The sequence below is a fragment of the Sorangium sp. So ce590 genome, from assembly GCF_051521365.1.
Taxonomy (GTDB): domain Bacteria; phylum Myxococcota_A; class Polyangia; order Polyangiales; family Polyangiaceae; genus Sorangium.
The window spans coordinates 4,462,403-4,478,380 of the sequence record NZ_CP150346.1 but is presented as its reverse complement, the minus strand read 5'-3'; the positions used below and the strand labels follow the sequence as shown (position 1 = coordinate 4,478,380).

General features: G+C 72.4%; 11 protein-coding genes. 6 read left to right on the top strand and 5 right to left on the bottom strand.

Going from position 1 to position 15,978, the window contains the following annotated elements:
• Positions 1-221 precede the first annotated feature (221 nt).
• From WMF28_RS16800 to WMF28_RS16790, 3 genes are all read right to left on the bottom strand, one after another.
• Complete coding sequence (locus tag WMF28_RS16800) at positions 222-1,034, bottom strand: hypothetical protein (protein ID WP_437603254.1); 813 nt, start codon at positions 1,032-1,034, stop codon at positions 222-224.
• 28 nt (positions 1,035-1,062) lie between these two features.
• A complete protein-coding gene (locus WMF28_RS16795; protein ID WP_437603253.1) occupies positions 1,063-2,751 on the bottom strand; it encodes a serine/threonine-protein kinase in 1,689 nt (562 codons plus the stop codon).
• A 226-nt stretch (positions 2,752-2,977) separates the two neighbouring features.
• Entirely contained in the window at positions 2,978-4,147 is a 1,170-nt protein-coding gene (locus WMF28_RS16790) for a vWA domain-containing protein (protein ID WP_437603252.1), read from the bottom strand.
• A 622-nt stretch (positions 4,148-4,769) separates the two neighbouring features.
• Here WMF28_RS16790 and pheS point away from each other — a divergent pair.
• Positions 4,770-5,819 carry a phenylalanine--tRNA ligase subunit alpha gene (gene pheS, locus WMF28_RS16785; RefSeq protein WP_437603251.1) on the top strand — a complete coding sequence of 350 codons (1,050 nt, stop codon included), beginning with the start codon at positions 4,770-4,772 and terminating at the stop codon, positions 5,817-5,819.
• A gap of 33 nt (positions 5,820-5,852) precedes the next feature.
• Complete coding sequence (gene pheT, locus WMF28_RS16780; protein ID WP_437603250.1) at positions 5,853-8,309, top strand: phenylalanine--tRNA ligase subunit beta; 2,457 nt, start codon at positions 5,853-5,855, stop codon at positions 8,307-8,309.
• A gap of 208 nt (positions 8,310-8,517) precedes the next feature.
• Here the strand turns inward: pheT and WMF28_RS16775 are convergent, their stop codons facing one another.
• Positions 8,518-9,735: an MFS transporter gene (locus tag WMF28_RS16775; protein WP_437603249.1), complete on the bottom strand. Its 1,218-nt coding sequence runs from the start codon at positions 9,733-9,735 to the stop codon at positions 8,518-8,520.
• A 158-nt stretch (positions 9,736-9,893) separates the two neighbouring features.
• Here WMF28_RS16775 and WMF28_RS16770 point away from each other — a divergent pair, with 158 nt between their 5' ends.
• Positions 9,894-11,030, top strand: a complete 1,137-nt coding sequence (locus WMF28_RS16770; protein ID WP_437603248.1) for a pirin family protein — start codon at positions 9,894-9,896, stop codon at positions 11,028-11,030.
• A 122-nt stretch (positions 11,031-11,152) separates the two neighbouring features.
• Here WMF28_RS16770 and WMF28_RS16765 read toward each other — a convergent pair whose 3' ends face one another.
• On the bottom strand, positions 11,153-12,445 hold the full coding sequence (locus WMF28_RS16765; RefSeq protein ID WP_437603247.1) for a serine hydrolase domain-containing protein: 1,293 nt from the start codon (positions 12,443-12,445) through the stop codon (positions 11,153-11,155).
• 443 nt (positions 12,446-12,888) lie between these two features.
• Between WMF28_RS16765 and WMF28_RS16760 the strand changes: the two genes are divergently transcribed.
• The 3 genes from WMF28_RS16760 to WMF28_RS16750 all read left to right on the top strand — a co-directional run bounded on the left by WMF28_RS16760 (position 12,889) and on the right by WMF28_RS16750 (position 15,963).
• Entirely contained in the window at positions 12,889-13,875 is a 987-nt protein-coding gene (locus tag WMF28_RS16760) for a PAS domain-containing protein (protein WP_437603246.1), read from the top strand.
• A gap of 352 nt (positions 13,876-14,227) precedes the next feature.
• Positions 14,228-15,112: an ABC transporter permease gene (locus tag WMF28_RS16755; RefSeq protein ID WP_437603245.1), complete on the top strand. Its 885-nt coding sequence runs from the start codon at positions 14,228-14,230 to the stop codon at positions 15,110-15,112.
• The gene (locus WMF28_RS16750; protein ID WP_437603244.1) at positions 15,109-15,963 is read left to right on the top strand and encodes an ABC transporter ATP-binding protein; all 855 of its coding nucleotides are present in this window, start codon (positions 15,109-15,111) and stop codon (positions 15,961-15,963) included. The genes WMF28_RS16755 and WMF28_RS16750 overlap by 4 nt, the downstream gene beginning before the upstream one ends.
• Positions 15,964-15,978 lie beyond the last annotated feature (15 nt).

Here is a 15,978-nt window from a genome sequence, read left to right as displayed (position 1 = left end):
TAGTTGATCCGGCCCGTGGCCAACGTTGCATTACCCAGGTCTCTGCTGCGCGCCGTTCGACACGGACTAAGGCGACACAGGCGCGTCGGTCGCAAAAGAATTTGGTTCGTGTCACACAATGCGGCTACTGTGATCATTGCTGAGCGCAGACTGGACAGGTCCTGAGGCCGCGGCGACGCTCGCCCCCTGAGCGCCCTCGCTCACGGGCCCCGCGCGGGCGCTCAGAACGAGCCACGCAGCGAGAGCGCGGCGCCGCCCGGCAGCAGGGCGGATCCCGCGGCGGGGACGACCGGATCGAGCTGGAAATACACCGCCGTGCCCACCCCCGTAGCGACGAGCCCCGCGCCGGCGCTGATGGCGCCGGCCTTCCAGAGGGTGTCGATCGAAGCGACCTTGTCCGCCGGACACCCAGGCGCGCACCTGCTGCGGAGCTCGCTCCGGTCGAGGTGCCCCTTGATGCCGAGGAACGCGCCCACGCCGAGCCCCACCGCGCCGGCGCCGACGAGCACGAGCGGCCAGCGCGGCCGCACCGGCGCGGCCGCGCCTGCCGCTGGGCGCGGCGGCGCCGCCGCAGGAAAGCGCACCGCGATAGGCAGCGCCTTGTCGCCCGGCGACAGCGTGACCACGGTGACGACGCGCGTCCCGGCCGCGTCCTCGAAGGTCAGCGTGTGGCGCCCGGGATCGACCTCGATCGGGTCCCTCGGGAGCGCCTCGACCAGCGGCGCGCCGTCGAGGAGCACGCGCACGCGGCCCGGCGCGCGGCCCTCCGCGGACGTGGCCGACAGCGCGACGCTGGGCATGTCGCGTTCGACCTCCTCGCTCCAGCTCTGGCAGTCGCGGGCGAGCATCGCCGGGCACGAGCTCACGCAGGCACGGAGCTCGGCCCGGGCGCGCAGCAGCGCGCGGTCCCGCAAGAGCTGCTGCGCTTGCTCGTACGACGCCGCGCACGTCGCGCCCACGCCCTGCGCGCGGGCGCGTGCGCCCGTGAGCAGCGTGACCGCCGCGACGAGGGCGACGAGGAGGCCCCGTTTCATCGCCGCGTAAGCTACACGCTTCGGTCGTTCACAGGCACTCACGCTTGATCCGACGGATGCCGTCGCCGTCCACGTAGTAGGGGGGCACGCAGCGCGGGCGCGGCCGCGCGCTGCGCGCGGGGGCCACGGCGCGCACGCCCGCAGCGCGCTCCGGCGCGGCCCCGCGCGCGACCGGCTTCGGCCCCGCGGCGGCGCGCGTGGAGGCCGCAGGCGCCGGCGCGGACGCGCTCGCGGCGGGCGCCTTCGGGGCTGCCACAGAGGCCTTCGGGGCTGCCGCTGAGGCCTCCGGCGTGGCCGCTGAGGCCTCCGGCGTGGCCGCTGAGGCCTCCGGCGTGGCCGCGGAGGCCTCCGGGGCGGCCGCGGAGCCCTCCGGCGCCGAGGCGACCGTGGGCGGCGAGGACTCGTCGACGCTGGCGTGCTCGGCCGGCGCGAGCTCCGGACGCGCGCCGCAGCCCCTGCCGACGGCCAGCGCGAGCACGAGCGCGGCGGCCCCGAACGCCAGCGCGGCGGCGCGGACGAGCTGCGCTGTCGCCCGCCGAGCCGGCGCCGCCGCGACGATCGGCGTCGCGGGCGCGGGCGCCACGGGCCGCGCCATGTCCTCGACCGTCCTCGTCATCGTCGGAACCGTCACCGAGATCCGCTGCGATCGCGCGCGGTTGCCCGACAGCAGCGCCGGGCGCATGTCGACCTCCCGCAGCGGCGTGTACGCCACGGCGGCGGGGCTCGATGGCGTCGGCGCCGCGCTCCGCTGCGACGTCTCGATCGCGGCGAGGCTCTGCGCCCGCGCCTCGAGGAGCGTCCCCGCGGTCGCCTCGACCCACGCGCCGACCACGCGCGGGCTCGCCGGCGGCAGCGCCTCCTCCAGGGCGGCCGCCATCTCCAGCGCGGTCGCATAACGCCGCTCGGGGTCCCTGGCGAGGCCCCGCAGCACCACCTCGTCGAGCGCCTTCGGCACGTCGCCGTACGCGCTCGGCGGCTGGACGACGCCCTCTAGGACCCGCCCGAAGATCTCCGCGTCGCACTCCCCCGTGAACAGCCGCCGCCCGGCGAACACCTCCCACAGGACCACCGATGCGGCGTAGATGTCGGTGCGGCGGCTCAAGGGCGCTCCGCGCAGCTGCTCGGGCGCCATGTAGCTGAGCTTGCCCTTGAGCTGGCCGACGCGGCTCACCTGGCTCCGCACCGCCGCGCGCGCGATGCCGAAATCGAGGACGCGCGCGATCCCGTCCTCACCGACCAGGATGTTTTGCGGCGACACGTCGCGGTGGACGATCTGGAGCGCGGCGCCGCCCTCGTCGGTCGCCTCGTGCGCCGCGTGCAGGCCCGCGAGCGCGCCGGCGATGATGGCCGAGCCGACCGGCTGCGGCACCTGGACCCCTCGCGAGCCGGCCTCGCGCAGCAGGCTCGAGAGCGACTCGCCGGCGATGTACTCCATCACCAGGAAGAGCTCGCCGTCGGCCTGGACGCTGTCGAGCGTGGTGACGACGTTCGGGTGGCGGATGCGCACCGCGAGCCGCGCCTCGTCGAGGAGCATGGCGGAGAACTCGGGATCCCTCGAGAACTGCGGGTGCAGGCGCTTGATCGCGACGGTGCGAGCGAACCCATGGGCGCCGACGAGCCGCCCGAAGTGGACGGACGCCATCCCCCCGGAGGCGATCACGCCGTGGAGCGTGTATCGATCGAGGGTCCTGCCCTCGCGCTCCGGAGCCGTTGCCATCGTTGCCCTGTTCTACAACACTCGGCAGCGTCGCTGGATCGCAAGATTCGCCCCGTGCGCGGCGGCAGCTGACGCCGGGCGACGAGGGACGGGCGCTCGACCGAAGAGGCGGAGAAGGGGTGCGGCCGTGGAGGTGCAACTGCGCGCGTCAACGGTGTCAACTCCTCATTGACACGGATCCGGCCGGCGGCGCGCTGCGCGTGCGCCGCGGCCTCCAGCTATCAGGTCACAGGGGAACCTCGATCACGCGGTCGCAGGTGAAGTCGACGTTCAGCTTCGCCGCCGCGTCGGCCTGGACCGTCGTGCACGTGTCGACGCAGAGCACGATCTGCGTCGGGTTCGCCGGCTCGTCGTAGCGCCAGGCGTCCTCGGTCGCGCAGCTCTGATCGTACGCGAGCTCGGCGGTCGCGCTCGATCTGCTCGTGTAGAGCACGCGGACCTTCTCCTTGTCGAAGCTGCTCCCGTCGGGGGGGAGCGGGATCGCCATCGTGCACGAGACCGAGGCGCCGCGGATCCGGTCGATGGCCGCCTTGAACGCGGCCGTGGTCTGCGAGGGATCGCCGGTGTCGATGAGGACGGCGCTCTCCGTGCCGCCCGCGGCGGCGATCTTGTGGAGGTCGTCGAGGGTATCCGGCGCGCCCTCGATCGGCGGGTTCTCGACCCCGATGACGTACGTGAGGATGCTGTCCGCGAGCGACGCCCGGGCGTCGTCCACGACGGCGTCGATCGTGTCGGATGCCTCGTCGCAGCCCTGCGGGTAGCCGTCCGTCACGAGCACGATCGCGTATTTCCCAGGGCTTTGCTGGCGCTGCGCCTCGATGAACGCGCTCGTGCCGCGCACCACCCACGCGGTCGGCGTGCCGCCGCGCCAGTCGCTCGAGGCCATCGGCTCGATCCGGTCGAGCGCCGCGCCGAACGCCGGAGACGGGAGCGGCGTGAGCGGCACGTCCGGCGTCGTGTAGATCCCGGTCGTGCACCTGTCGTCCTCGGCGGGGAAGAACGTGAGCGACGCCGTGAGCCCTTCGGACCCGGGATCCGCGAAGAACTGCTGGGTCGCCGCGACGACGGGATCCCACTTGAGCGCTTTATCGTGCCATTTCTTGTCGCCCTTGCCCATGCTGCCCGACACGTCGAACGCGAAGGCGAGATACACGGGCTGAAGCGACGCCTCCGCCGTCCGGGTGGCGCACGCTCCGCCTCCCGCGGGGGCGCCGCCGCCGCCCGCGCCGCTCGACCCGGGCCCGGGACTGCCGCCGATGTCGAACGAGCCCCCTTCGCCGGAGGGGTTGCCGGAGCTCGCCCCGTCGCCTTCTCCACCGTCGCCCGGGCTGCTGCCGCACCCGAGCCCGACCGCAGCCACGCTCAGCACCGCCATGGCAAACGCAAGCAATCTCATAGTTCGTCGGCTCCTTGCACCACCGCGCGCCGGCGCCCTGATGCCGGCATCGGGTCACCGGGATGGCGCGTGGTCTCGGGCCTCAATGCACGCTGGGTGCCAGGGGGCGCGGTGGTCGGACGCGAGGTCGTTGCCTCCGCCCATCTGGAAGCCGTTCCCGCCGCCCGTGTACGGGACCCGGGGGGCGGCGTGCTCATGATGGATATAAGAAAAGAGAATATCGAACAACAAAGACACGGAGGACACAGAGGAGAGAGATAGATATAGAGAGAGAGAACATCTTATCGTTCTTCTCTCTCCTCTGTGCCCTCTGTGCCTCGGTGGTCCATTCTCTCATCCAATCAGGGACGAACCTGGGCGACGCGGCACGAGCGATTCCGGGGGAGACCTCGCGGAGAGCGTGAATCGAGGAGGCGCCGGAGCGGAGCTCCCCCGGCGTCGTTCGAGCAGCCTCCCCCCTGGCGGCGGCTCGCTCCTCGCGCGCCGGCAGCGCCGGTGGCCGGCCCCTCGCGACGAGGCGCGCTCCGTCTCCGCCGCGCGCGCTCCGGACGTCCCGCACGCTGGCGCAGCGCGGGAGGTCACTTCTTGCGTTGCCTTGGCCTCTGAGGTAAGGGGGGCGGCAATGAGTGGTCCCGAACTCGGCCGCCTCATCGACGAGGTCGATCGCACGGTGGACGTCCAGTTCGCCGCCGTCGGCGATCTCGATGAGCTGAACCGCCTGTATGCCAGCCTGCTTGGGCGCCGCGGCTCGCTCAATGCCTTGATGAAGCAGCTGCCCGGGGCGGCCCCCGAGGAGCGCAAGCTCCTCGGCCAGCGCCTCAACGCGGTCAAGGGCCGCGTGGAGCGCGCCCGCGAGGAGGCGACGGCTCGGATCAAGCGGACCGCGCGCGATCGCGAGCTCTCCGCGCCGCCCCTCGATATCACCCTGCCCGGCCGCTGGCGCGCGCCCGGCCGGCCGCACCCCATCATGCGGACCCTCGACGAGATCGTGGATATCTTCGTCGGGCTCGGGTTCGACGTGGCCGAGGGGCCGCAGATCGAGCTCGCGCGCTACAACTTCGATCTCCTCGGCTTCCCGGCGGATCACCCGGCCATGGACATGCACGACACGTTCTACGTGGCCGGCGATCCGGGCCAGAACGTGCTCCTCCGCACGCACACGAGCCCGGTGCAGGTGCGCGAGATGCTCTCCCACCCTCCGCCGGTCATGATCGTCGCGCCCGGGGTCGTGTACCGGCGCGACGACGACGCGAGCCACAGCCCCATGTTCGTGCAGATCGAGGGGCTCGTCGTCGACCGCGACGTGTCCCTCGCCGACCTCAAGGGCCTGCTCGAGGTCTACAGCCGCCGGATGTTCGGTGAGAACACGAGGACGCGCTTCCGGCCGAGCTACTTCCCCTTCACCGAGCCCAGCGCCGAGCTCGACGTGTCGTGCCTCGTCTGTTTCGGCGCGAACCGCGCCTGTCCGCAGTGCAAGGGGACCGGCTGGCTGGAGGTGCTCGGGTGCGGCATGGTGCACCCGACCGTGCTCCGGAACGTCGGAATCGACCCGGAGATCTACACGGGGCTGGCGTTCGGCATCGGCGTGGATCGCACGGCCAACATGAAGTTCGCCGTCGACGATATCCGCGCCTTCTACGAGAACGACGTCCGCTTCCTCGGAAGCCTCTAGGCGGCTCTCCCCTCGCTGCAGCGCTGACTCCCCATGTTGATATCCTACAAGTGGCTTCAAGAGATCCTCGGCGCCGATCCCGGCGTCGACGCGGTGACGTCGGCGCTCGGCCGCGGCGGGCTCGAGGTCGATCGCGTGACGCACGTCGGCGCCGCGCTGCGCCCGGTGGTCCTCGCGAGCGTCGTGGCGACGCGGCCGCACCCGAGCAAGAAGGGCCTCACCCTGGTCCGCGTGGACGCCGGCGGGGCGGGAGGCGAAGGCGTCGAGGTGGCGTGCGGCGCGCCGGTCATCCCGGCCGCGCCCGCGCTCGTCTGCTATGCGCCCGTGGGCGCGCAGGTCCTCGATCGCAGCGGCGCGCTCGTCACGCTGACCGAGAAGGCGGTCGCCGGCTTCACCTCGGCCGGCATGCTCTGCGCCGAGGACGAGCTCGGGCTCGGGTCGAGCCACGAGGGCCTCCTGACCGTCGAGGGCGGGCGCCCGGGGCAATCGCTGCTCGACCGGGAGCCGCGCCTCGAGGACTGGATCATCGAGCTCAGCGTCACCCCGAACCGGCCCGACGCGCTGGGCCACCTGGGCGTGGCCCGGGACGTGGCCGCGGTGCTCGGTATCCCCTTCAAGCCGCCGGCCGTCGCGGCGCAGGCGAGCGGCGGCGGGGCGCGCGCGACGCGGGCGTCGGTCGAGGTGCGCGACAAGGAGCGGTGCCCCCGGTATGCCGGCCAGGTGATCGAGGGCGTCCGCGTGGGCCCCTCGCCGCTCTGGGCGCGGGTGCGGCTGAGCCGCCTCGGGGTCCGGCCGATCACCAACATCGTCGACGCGACAAACCTGGTGATGCTCGAGCGGGGGCAGCCGCTCCACGCCTTCGATCTCGACAAGTTGCGGCTGCCGATCGAGATCCGCAAGGCCCGGCCAGGTGAGACGTTCGTCGCGCTCGACGGGCAGACGCTGTCCCTGAACGAGGACGACCTCGTGATCGCCGACGCGGAGCGCGCCGTGGCCCTGGCCGGCGTGATCGGGGGCGCCGACAGCGGCGTCACCGCGACGACGCGCCGGGTGTTCCTCGAGTCGGCGTATTTCGAGCCGCGCGGGATCCGCAGGTCGGCGCGCCGGTACGGCTTCCACACCGAGGCGTCGCACCGCTTCGAGCGCGAGGTGGACCTCTCCGGGGTCCCGCTGTCGCGCGATCGCGGCAGCGCGCTGATCTGCGAGCTCGCCGGCGGCGAGGCGGCGGGCGAGCCGATCGACGCGTACGTCGCGCCCCGCGCCCTGCGCCGCCTGACGCTGCGGCTGCCGCGGTACGAGCGGATCATCGGCGCCGAGGCCCCGGCGCGGACGCGCGAGATCCTTGAGACGCTGGGGATCTCGATCGTGGAGCAGCAGGCGGATCGGCTGCTCGTCGATGTGCCCGCGCACCGGCCCGACATCGCGGAGGAGATCGACCTCATCGAGGAGGTCGCGCGCGTCGCCGGCTACGATCAGATCCCGAGCCGGCTCCCGCGCGTGGGCGCGGCGCCCGCGGGCGCGAAGGGCGATTACCGGCTCCGGCGCAGGGTGCGCCAGATCTGCACCGGGATCGGCCTGCACGAGGCGGTGACGTACTCGTTCCTGTCGCCGCAGGAGCTGAAGGCGGCGCGCTACGACAGCGCGTCGCTCCTCCGGCTTGTCAATCCGCTCTCCGAGGAGAAGTCGGTGATGCGGCCGTCGCTCGTGCCGGGGCTGCTGACCGTCGCGCAGCGCTCGCAGCGGTACAACGTGCCGCGGGTGCGCCTGTTCGAGGTGAGCCAGGTGTTCCTGCCGCGCCAGGGCGAAGCAGGCGTTGGAGACGGCGCGGGCCAGCCGGCGCGGGTCGAGCGCCCGCCGGTCGACGAGCCGACCCGGCTGACGATGCTCCTCGCGGGGCCGCGCGACAGCTACCTCACGCGGCCCGAGGACGTCGACTTCTACGACGGCAAGGGCGTGGTCGAGGCGGTGCTGGCGGAGCTCGCGGGCAGCGTGGCGCCCGAGTTCGACCTCGAGGGCGAGCCCCCGCCGTGGGCGCACCCGCGCAAGGGCGCCCGCGTCACGCTCGACGGCCGCGCCGTCGGGTACGTGGCGGAGCTCCACCCCGACGTCCGCGACGCGCTGGAGATCACGACCGGGGCCGTCGTGGCGGAGCTCGACCTCGCGGCGGTGGCGGCGGCGTACAAGGCGCCGGCGGCCGCGAAGCCGAGCCGGTTCCCGGCGATGCGGCACGACGTGGCGCTGCTGCTGCCGCTCGACGCGCCGGCTGGCCAGGTGCTCGAGCTGCTGCGGACGACCGCCGGGGAGCGCTGCGAGAAGGTCGAGCTGTTCGACCGGTACCGCGGCAGCGAGCTGCCGGCGGGGACCCACTCGCTGGGGTTCGCGCTGTGGTTCAGGTCGCCGGAGCGGACGCTGACCGACGACGAGGTCGATCGGTGGACGAAGGCCGCGGTGGACGCGGCGAAGGCGCGGTTCGGGGCGCAGCAGCGCTGAGGCGGGCGTGGGGGTCCGAGCTCAGGCCTGCCGAGCTCGGACCTGCCCAACAACGTCGCGCTGGCGCTCGCGCTCCTCGTCCTCTCGTCCCTCGCCGCCACCGTGGGGGCTTATCGCTTCTCGCAGATGAACCCCGCCCGCTGACGCCCGCGCCCCGAGCCCACCCCCGGCGCGCCGCCGCCGGGCGCCGGGGGACGCGGCGGCAGGGCTACGTGCGCTGGGCGGCGGCGATGGCGACGCGCCGCTCGATCCCGAAGAACAGGAGCGGGATCGCGAGCGTGAACGCGATCGAGAGGGCGGCGACGACCGGCATGCCGTCGAGGCGCCTGTCCGGAAGCTCGTGGAGCAACCTGGCCGACCAGAACGCCGCGATCGCGGCCGCCATGTGCTGCACGGCCGACTGCATCGAGGTGAAGCGCGCCCGCTCGGCGGGGCGCGGCACCTTCGACGTGAGCGTGTTGTACGAGACGTTGCGGAACGTCATGCCGAGCATGAAGACGATGAAGATGCCGAGCACCGGCAGCCCCGGCACGTACGAGAGGAACCCGGCGTACAGGATACCGACGAGCACCGCCGCTCCCACGGAGCCCGTCTGGAACGCGCCGAAGCGATCGACAAGCGGGCCCACGGCGCGCATCGCGACGAAGCTGACCAGGCCCCCCGCGAAGTAGAGCAGCCCGAGCCGCTCGCGCGGATACCCGAGGTTGTACTGCACGTAGGCAGAGATGTTGGGGATCACCAGGAACGACGCCATCGTCACGGTCGCCGTCGTCGCGTACGAGAGCATCACGAGCGGCCGGCCGAGGAGGGCGCGGAGCTCGCTCGGGGCGCTGTCCGACGACCGCTCGCCGGCGAGGTGCTCTCGCATCGAGGGCAGCAGGAAGATCGCGAGCCCGGCGACGAGCAGCCCGAGCGCCGCGACGGCGAAGAACGGCAGCGGGAAGCCGCCGCGCCGGGCGAGCTCCAGCCCGGCCGGGATGCCGAGCACCGAGGCGACCGAGAACGAGCCCATCACGACGCCCATCGCCTTGCCGCGCCGCTCGGGCGGGATGACGTCGGCGACGATGGAGAACGCGACGGAGGTCGCGGGCCCGCCGAACGCCCCGGCGAGCACGCGCGCCGCCATGAGGCTCGGCAGCCCGGTCGCGAAGCCGCCGGCCGCGGTGCCGACGACGAGGCCCAGCATCGCCACCGCGAGCGCGCTGCGCCGGTCGAACCGGTCGAGGAAGAACGCGCCCGCGAGGCCCGAGAGCGCGGCCGCCGCCGTGTAGCTACCGCCGATGAGGCCGAGCTCCGACATCGAGATGCCGAGGGCGACCGCGAAGTCGGGCCCGAGCGGCATCACCATCACGAAGTCGAGGACGTTGATGAACTGGACCGCAGCGACAAGGAAGATGATGCTCCGCTCGGAGCGACGTGTGGACACAAGGAGCCACTCTAACGTCAGAGCGATGCTCGGACGAGGGGATACGAGCCGCCGAGGCGCCAGGATCGTTCGGGGCGCGGGCGGCGCCGGTGGTTGCCCCCGGGGCAACGCCGGGTTGCGCGCGCGCACCGTTGTCCCTCCCCGGGGAGCGCTCTACGATGGCCGCCATGGATCGCCGCACTGCCCTCGGTGCCCTCGCCGCAACGCCTGTCCTGGCCGCGTGCGCCCGCACGGAGCCCTCGCCCAGCCGCACCGATGAAGCCGCGCTCGCCGCGGAGGACGCGGTCCGCGACGTTGCGCCGCTCGGGCTCGGGTCCCCCTGGGAGACGCTCGACCCGTTCCTGTTCTGCGTCCACCACGACGACGCGTACCCGGCCGGCGACGAGCGGATGGGGCCGGCCGCCTCGCTCGCGGGCCGCGCCATCGGCCGCGATTTCGCGGGCAAGGACGGCTGGCGCATGTACCACGGCGGCGTGGTCCCCGGCTTCCCGCAGCACCCGCACCGCGGCTTCGAGACGGTGACGGTCGTGCGGCGCGGGCTCGTCGATCACTCGGACTCGCTCGGCGCGGCCGCGCGCTACGGCCGCGGCGACGTCCAGTGGCTCACGGCGGGGAGCGGCGTCGTCCACGCGGAGATGTTCCCGCTCGTCGAGAAGGACGGGCCCAACCCGCTCGAGCTCTTCCAGATCTGGCTCAACCTCCCGCGCGCCGACAAGCTCGCCGACCCGCAGTTCGTGATGATGTGGGGCGACACGATCCCGAAGCAGCTCGTGCGCGACGCCGCGGGCAGGGCGACCGAGATCACCGTCGTCGCCGGCAACTTCGGCGAGCTCCGCCCGCCGGCGCCGCCGCCGAGGTCGTGGGCGGCGCGCGCGGACGCCGACGTCGCGATCTGGACGCTCACGATGGCGCCGGGCGCGCGGTTCACGCTGCCGGCCGCCTCGCCCGGCACGAAGCGCGCGCTCTACTTCTTCCGCGGCACCGAGCTGCGCGTCGGCGCCCGCCGCGTCCCCGCGGGCCACAGGATCACGCTCCGCGACGGCGTCTCCGCGCTCCTCGAGAACGGCCCCGACGAGACCGAGATCCTGCTCCTCCAGGGCCGACCCATCGGCGAGCCCGTCGCGCAGCAAGGCCCCTTCGTGATGACCTCGATGGCCGAGGTCCAGCAGGCCTTCATCGACTACCGGCGGACCGGCTTCGGCGGGTGGCCGTGGCCGAGCGACGACCCTGTCCACGCGCGCGCGGACGGCCGGTTCGCGCGGTACCCCGACGGGCGCGTCGACAAGGCTGGATGACCCCTCGCGGCGCGAGCCCCACCGGCGGCGCTCCCTGAACGCCGTCCGGAGCGGGCGCCGCGCGTGGTCGAGGCGCTCACCGCGAGGGCAGAGCCCGGCAGCACCTCGACCACGCGCCCTCGTCATGGGAGCGCCGCGCGCACCTTGTCGAGCAGCGCCTCCCTGTCCGTGTCGTTCGAGCTCGAGAGCAGCACGAGCCCCACGCCGGCCCGCGGGTAGAGCTCCACCCAGGCGGAGTATCCGTCGACCGCCCCGCTGTGCCGGACGACCTCTTCCTCCTCGCAGCTCTCGTGAGCGTGCCAGGCGAGCCCGATCCAGCTCGCCCTCGCGTCGACCGCATAGCGCCCCTCGGCGCTCGCCGGCTCGACCGACAGGTGCGCAGGCCGCGCCGCCGAGTGCGCCTCGCGGACCGAGCTCCGCCGGAGGGGCCCTGTCTCCTCGCCGCTGCGCGGCGGATAGGCCGAGAGCTGGAACGCGGCGTAACGCGCCAGATCGCGCAGCGACGCGTAGAGCCCTCCGGCCGCCTCCGACGCGCCGAACCGCCAGTGGGGCTCCGGCTTCAGCTGGCCGTTCTTCCTGACGTGCCCTGTCGCGAGGCGCCCCGGCGGGACGGCGCTCTCGTCCCAGACCGAGGACGACATGCCGAGCGGCGCGAGGATTTTTTCGCTCACGTAATCGCGGTAGCGGCGCCCGGAGGCGCGCTCGACGACGAGCCCGAGGAGCGAGAACCCGAAGTTCGAATAGACCTCCTTCGTCCCGGGGACGTACTCGAGGACCGCGCCGGGCACCGCCGCGCGCACCTCGGCGGCGGTGACCTCGCGCGTCGAATCCGAGTAATCGAACCGACCGAGCCGCGGCAGCCCCGAAGAATGGGTGAGCAGGTGCCGCAGTGTGATCCGCGGCGAGTCGGCGGTTGGATAAACCACCTTCGCGAGCTCCGGGAAGTAGCGCGACGCGGGGTCGTCGAGCGAGAGCTTGCCCTGGTCCCGGAGCTGCAGCACCGCGGTCGCGGTGATCGTCTTGGTGATCGAGCCGACGCGGTAGACGGTATCGGCATCCGGAGCCGTCGAGATCGCCGGATCGCTCAGGCCGAAGCCCCGGGAGTACGCGAGGTCGCCGTCGACGACGATGCCGATCGAGAACCCCGGGAGCCTCTGCCGATCGAGCTCGACGACGAGGTGGGCCTCGATCTGCGGCACGACGGCCAGGAGCTTCGTCCGGCGCTCGGGGTCGTCGACCCACGCGGGCGGCTCCTCCGCGACGAGGAGCGGCGCGTCGGCCGGCGCGGGCGCCGCCGGCGCCGCCGCATGGAGGACCGGCCCCGGGGTCGGGGTCGGGGGCGCGGTGGGCAGGCGCTCGCTTGCGGCACAGCCGGCCAAGGTGAGGAGGAGCGACAGGACGGAGGCGCGGCGCATGAGCGGGGCGTGAGGCTACCAGCACCGGGCTGACCCAGCCAACGCCTCTCGTTGGCGTCGCTTTCGCCGTGGCTCATCTCCTTATCTTCTGAGCGCCGCTCTGGATCTCACGGGCTCCGTGAAACGATAGCCGTAGTACTCCGCGGTTCCGGCTCTTGTCGACGTGCTCAAGGTACAGCTTGAACATCGCGCACCGCGAGGGCCGGATCTCCACGAGGGCGAGGAGCGTCTTGGTCGAGATCCACAGCTTCCGCCCACCCGCTCCGGCGATGCGCTCCGGCGATGCGCTCCGACGATGCGCTCCGGCGATGCGCTCCGGCGATGCGCTCCGACGATGATAAAGAGCCGACGGAGAGCCGACACGGAACATCGACCACGCTTGACAGGCGTTGCGCTCCAGACAATCATGCGCTAAATGTGACGGTCAGCACGTGGTACCCTGAATGCAGTCCGAGCCAGACAACGATACGGCGCTTGACGAACAGGTAGCCGCGCTTCGGAGGCGCGTCGCGGAGCTGGAGGAGGAGCTGGCCGAGGCGCGACGGCCGCGCGCGCAGAGGCCTTCCGAGCAGCAGCATGGGCTGCTGGCCCAGTTCTTCTCGGTGGACGGCTCCGGCCACGCCGCGCTTCTCGACGCGATCCCGGCGATGGTGTTCTTCAAGGATCGAGAGCACCGCTACCTCGCCGTCAACAAGGCCTACGCCGATCACTATCGCCTCTCGGCCGCGAAGATCGTCGGGAAGCGCGACGAGGAGATCTTCGTCCCGGAGGTCGCGCGCAGCTACCGCGAGAACGACGAGATCATCATGTCGGACGGAGTCCCGCGGCTGAACGTGGAGCTCCGGTGGAAGCTCGAGGACGGGAGCGACGGCTGGACGCTGGAGAACAACGTTCCCTTCCGCGACGCCAGCGGCCGCGTGATCGGGATGGTCGGGGTCGTGGTCGACGTGACCGCGCGAAAGAGGACGGAAGAGGCGCTGCGGCAGATCGAGTCCGACCTCCTCGCCAGCCAGTCGCGGCTCCTCGAGACGATAGCCGCCCTCTCGACGCCGCTCCTGCCGATCGACGAGGGTGTCCTCGTCCTGCCGCTCGTCGGCCACCTCGACAGGGCGCGGTGCCGCCAGCTCATGACAGCGCTGCTGCAAGGCGTGGAGCGCCATGACGCCGAGCTCGTGATCCTCGATCTCACCGGCGTTCCGCTCATCGACAGCGACGTCGCGGATCACCTCCTGCGCGCGGCGCAGGCCGTGTACCTGCTCGGCGCGCAGTGCGTCGTAGTCGGCATGTCCGCGAGCACCGCCGGCTCGCTCGTGCAGACCGGCGAGGCGCTCGACGAGCTCATCCTCCTGAGAGACCTCCGGGCCGGCGTGCGCTACGCGATGGCGCGGCGGAGGGCCATGGCCCACCACCCTCCGATGATGCACCGGTGAACGGCGAGCCCGCCGCCCCGCTCACCTGCTCTCCCTCGCCGCTCACCTGCTCTCCCTCACCGCTCGCCGCTCGTCGGGCGGCCTTCGGTGGGACTCATCCTCTTTCCTCGCACCTCCACCCAGCGTGCGCGACCTTGGGCGCGAGCCCACGCCGCGGCGCGGCTGCGTGGCTCAACGACGCGTCGATGCGCCAGATACCACTTGACGGTCTGCCGCCGGACTGGTGACATCGCTTCGGGATCATCCTTACGAAGGTCGGTTGAAAGTTCGGTTGATCGCCTGGCGCACAGGCCCGGACCAGAGCTCGTCTTCGGGGCGGAATCGCCTCTTGCCTGGGCTCGATCTGCCTCGAATGAACGTCACGATGGGAGGCACGGAGGCCTCCACGAGGATGCTTGTCGACCCGAAGCTGCGCGCGCCGTCGCGACAGTGCGGACAGGCGCCGCCCCGCTGGCTCGCGCTGGGCCGCGCTCTCCCGGGCCGGGCTCGCCTGCCGCTCGGTGCGGCGGGCTTTCTGCTGATGATCGCGGTCTACGCCTGGCTCCCGGATCGCGACGGGGCGAGAGCCGCCATCGTGCCGACGCTCGCGAGCATCGGGCGCGCCACGGCCGACGCGCTCGTCACGAAGGAGCTCTGGGTCGACGTCCAGCACAGCTTCCTGCGCGTCACGGCCGGGTTCGCCGCCGCCGCGATCCTCGCGGTCCCCCTCGGCGTGCTCGCCGGCGCGTTCCGGTCGATCGCCGCGCTGCTCGAGCCGCCGACCGAGTTTCTCCGCTACGTCCCGGTGCCGGCGCTGATCCCGCTGGTCATGATCGTGGCGGGCATCGGCGAGGGCGCGAAGGTCCTCCTTGTGTTTCTGGGCACCTTCTTTCAGCTGCTGCTTATGACCGCCGACGAGGTGCGGCGGGTCCCGGCGCCCCTGCTCCACGTCAGCCGGAGCCTGGGAGCGAGCCGGCGCGAGATCGTCTGGCGCGTCCTGACCCCCGCCGCCCTCCCCGGGATCTGGAGCGCGCTGCGCATGTGCAACGGCTGGGCGTGGAGCTACGTCGTCGTCGCCGAGCTCGTGGCGGCGACCGAGGGCCTCGGCTTTCGCATCCTGCGCTTCTATCGCTTCCTTCAGACGCCGGGCATCTACGCCTACCTGCTGGTGCTGGGGCTCCTCGGCCTCGGGCTCGACTGGGTGTTCCGCGCGACCTCGCGCCGTCTCTTCCGCTGGACGACGGGAGGCGGGGCATGAAGCTGTCGCTGCGCGGCGTCGGCAAATCGTACTCCGGTCGCCGCGGCGAGACGAACGCCCTCGCGCCGCTCGACATGGACGTCCGCGAGGGCGAGTTCATCAGCCTGGTGGGCCCCTCCGGGTGCGGCAAATCGACGCTCCTGCACATCGTCGCCGGGCTCGAGCCGGCGACCGCCGGCGCCGTCGAGCTCGACGGCGAGCGCGTCCTCGGCCCCGGCGCCGAGATCGGCCTCATGTTCCAGCAGCAGACGCTGTTCCCCTGGCTGAGCGTGCGGGAGAACGTCCGCTTTCCCCTGACCCTCGCCCGCAACCGCGCGCGCGCGGTTGCGGGCGCTCGCGATCGGCAGGCGGCCCGGGTCGAGAGCCTGCTGCGCCTGGTGGGGCTCTGGGACTTCCGCGACGGCTACCCCACGGAGCTGAGCGGCGGCATGCAGCAGCGCACCGCCCTCGCGCGGGCGCTCGTCGTGCAGCCCGAGGTGCTGCTGATGGACGAGCCGTTCGGCGCGCTCGACGCCCAGACGCGCGAGCAGATGCAGGAGCTCTTGCTCCACCTCATCCAGCACCACCGCATCACGACGCTGTTCGTCACGCACGACGTGGACGAGGCCCTGCTCCTCGCCGATCGCGTCGTCGTCTTCTCCGAGCGGCCAGGCCGCGTCCTGGCCACGCTCGACGTGACCTTCGCGCGCGCGGCCCGCTCGTCGGAGCTCAAGCTCGACGAGGCCTTCCTGCACCAGAAGCGGGAGATCATGGCGTTGCTGCGCGGGCGCCCTCGATCCGAGACACAGCGCGACCGCCTGCTGTTCGGGCTCACCAACACGCAACTGGAACAGGGAGAAGGGGGATCATGAAACGAAGGACCGTTT

Excerpts from the sequence above, each read along its gene's own strand:
- WMF28_RS16770 (WP_437603248.1), top strand. The coding sequence starts at position 9,894 with ATGGCCGCCATGGATCGCCGCACTGCCCTCGGTGCCCTCGCCGCAACG.
- WMF28_RS16790 (WP_437603252.1), bottom strand. The coding sequence starts at position 4,147 with ATGAGATTGCTTGCGTTTGCCATGGCGGTGCTGAGCGTGGCTGCGGTC.
- WMF28_RS16755 (WP_437603245.1), top strand. The coding sequence starts at position 14,228 with ATGAACGTCACGATGGGAGGCACGGAGGCCTCCACGAGGATGCTTGTC.
- pheT (WP_437603250.1), top strand. The coding sequence starts at position 5,853 with ATGTTGATATCCTACAAGTGGCTTCAAGAGATCCTCGGCGCCGATCCC.
- pheS (WP_437603251.1), top strand. The coding sequence starts at position 4,770 with ATGAGTGGTCCCGAACTCGGCCGCCTCATCGACGAGGTCGATCGCACG.
- WMF28_RS16750 (WP_437603244.1), top strand. The coding sequence starts at position 15,109 with ATGAAGCTGTCGCTGCGCGGCGTCGGCAAATCGTACTCCGGTCGCCGC.
- WMF28_RS16760 (WP_437603246.1), top strand. The coding sequence starts at position 12,889 with ATGCAGTCCGAGCCAGACAACGATACGGCGCTTGACGAACAGGTAGCC.
- WMF28_RS16800 (WP_437603254.1), bottom strand. The coding sequence starts at position 1,034 with ATGAAACGGGGCCTCCTCGTCGCCCTCGTCGCGGCGGTCACGCTGCTC.
- WMF28_RS16765 (WP_437603247.1), bottom strand. The coding sequence starts at position 12,445 with ATGCGCCGCGCCTCCGTCCTGTCGCTCCTCCTCACCTTGGCCGGCTGT.
- WMF28_RS16795 (WP_437603253.1), bottom strand. The coding sequence starts at position 2,751 with ATGGCAACGGCTCCGGAGCGCGAGGGCAGGACCCTCGATCGATACACG.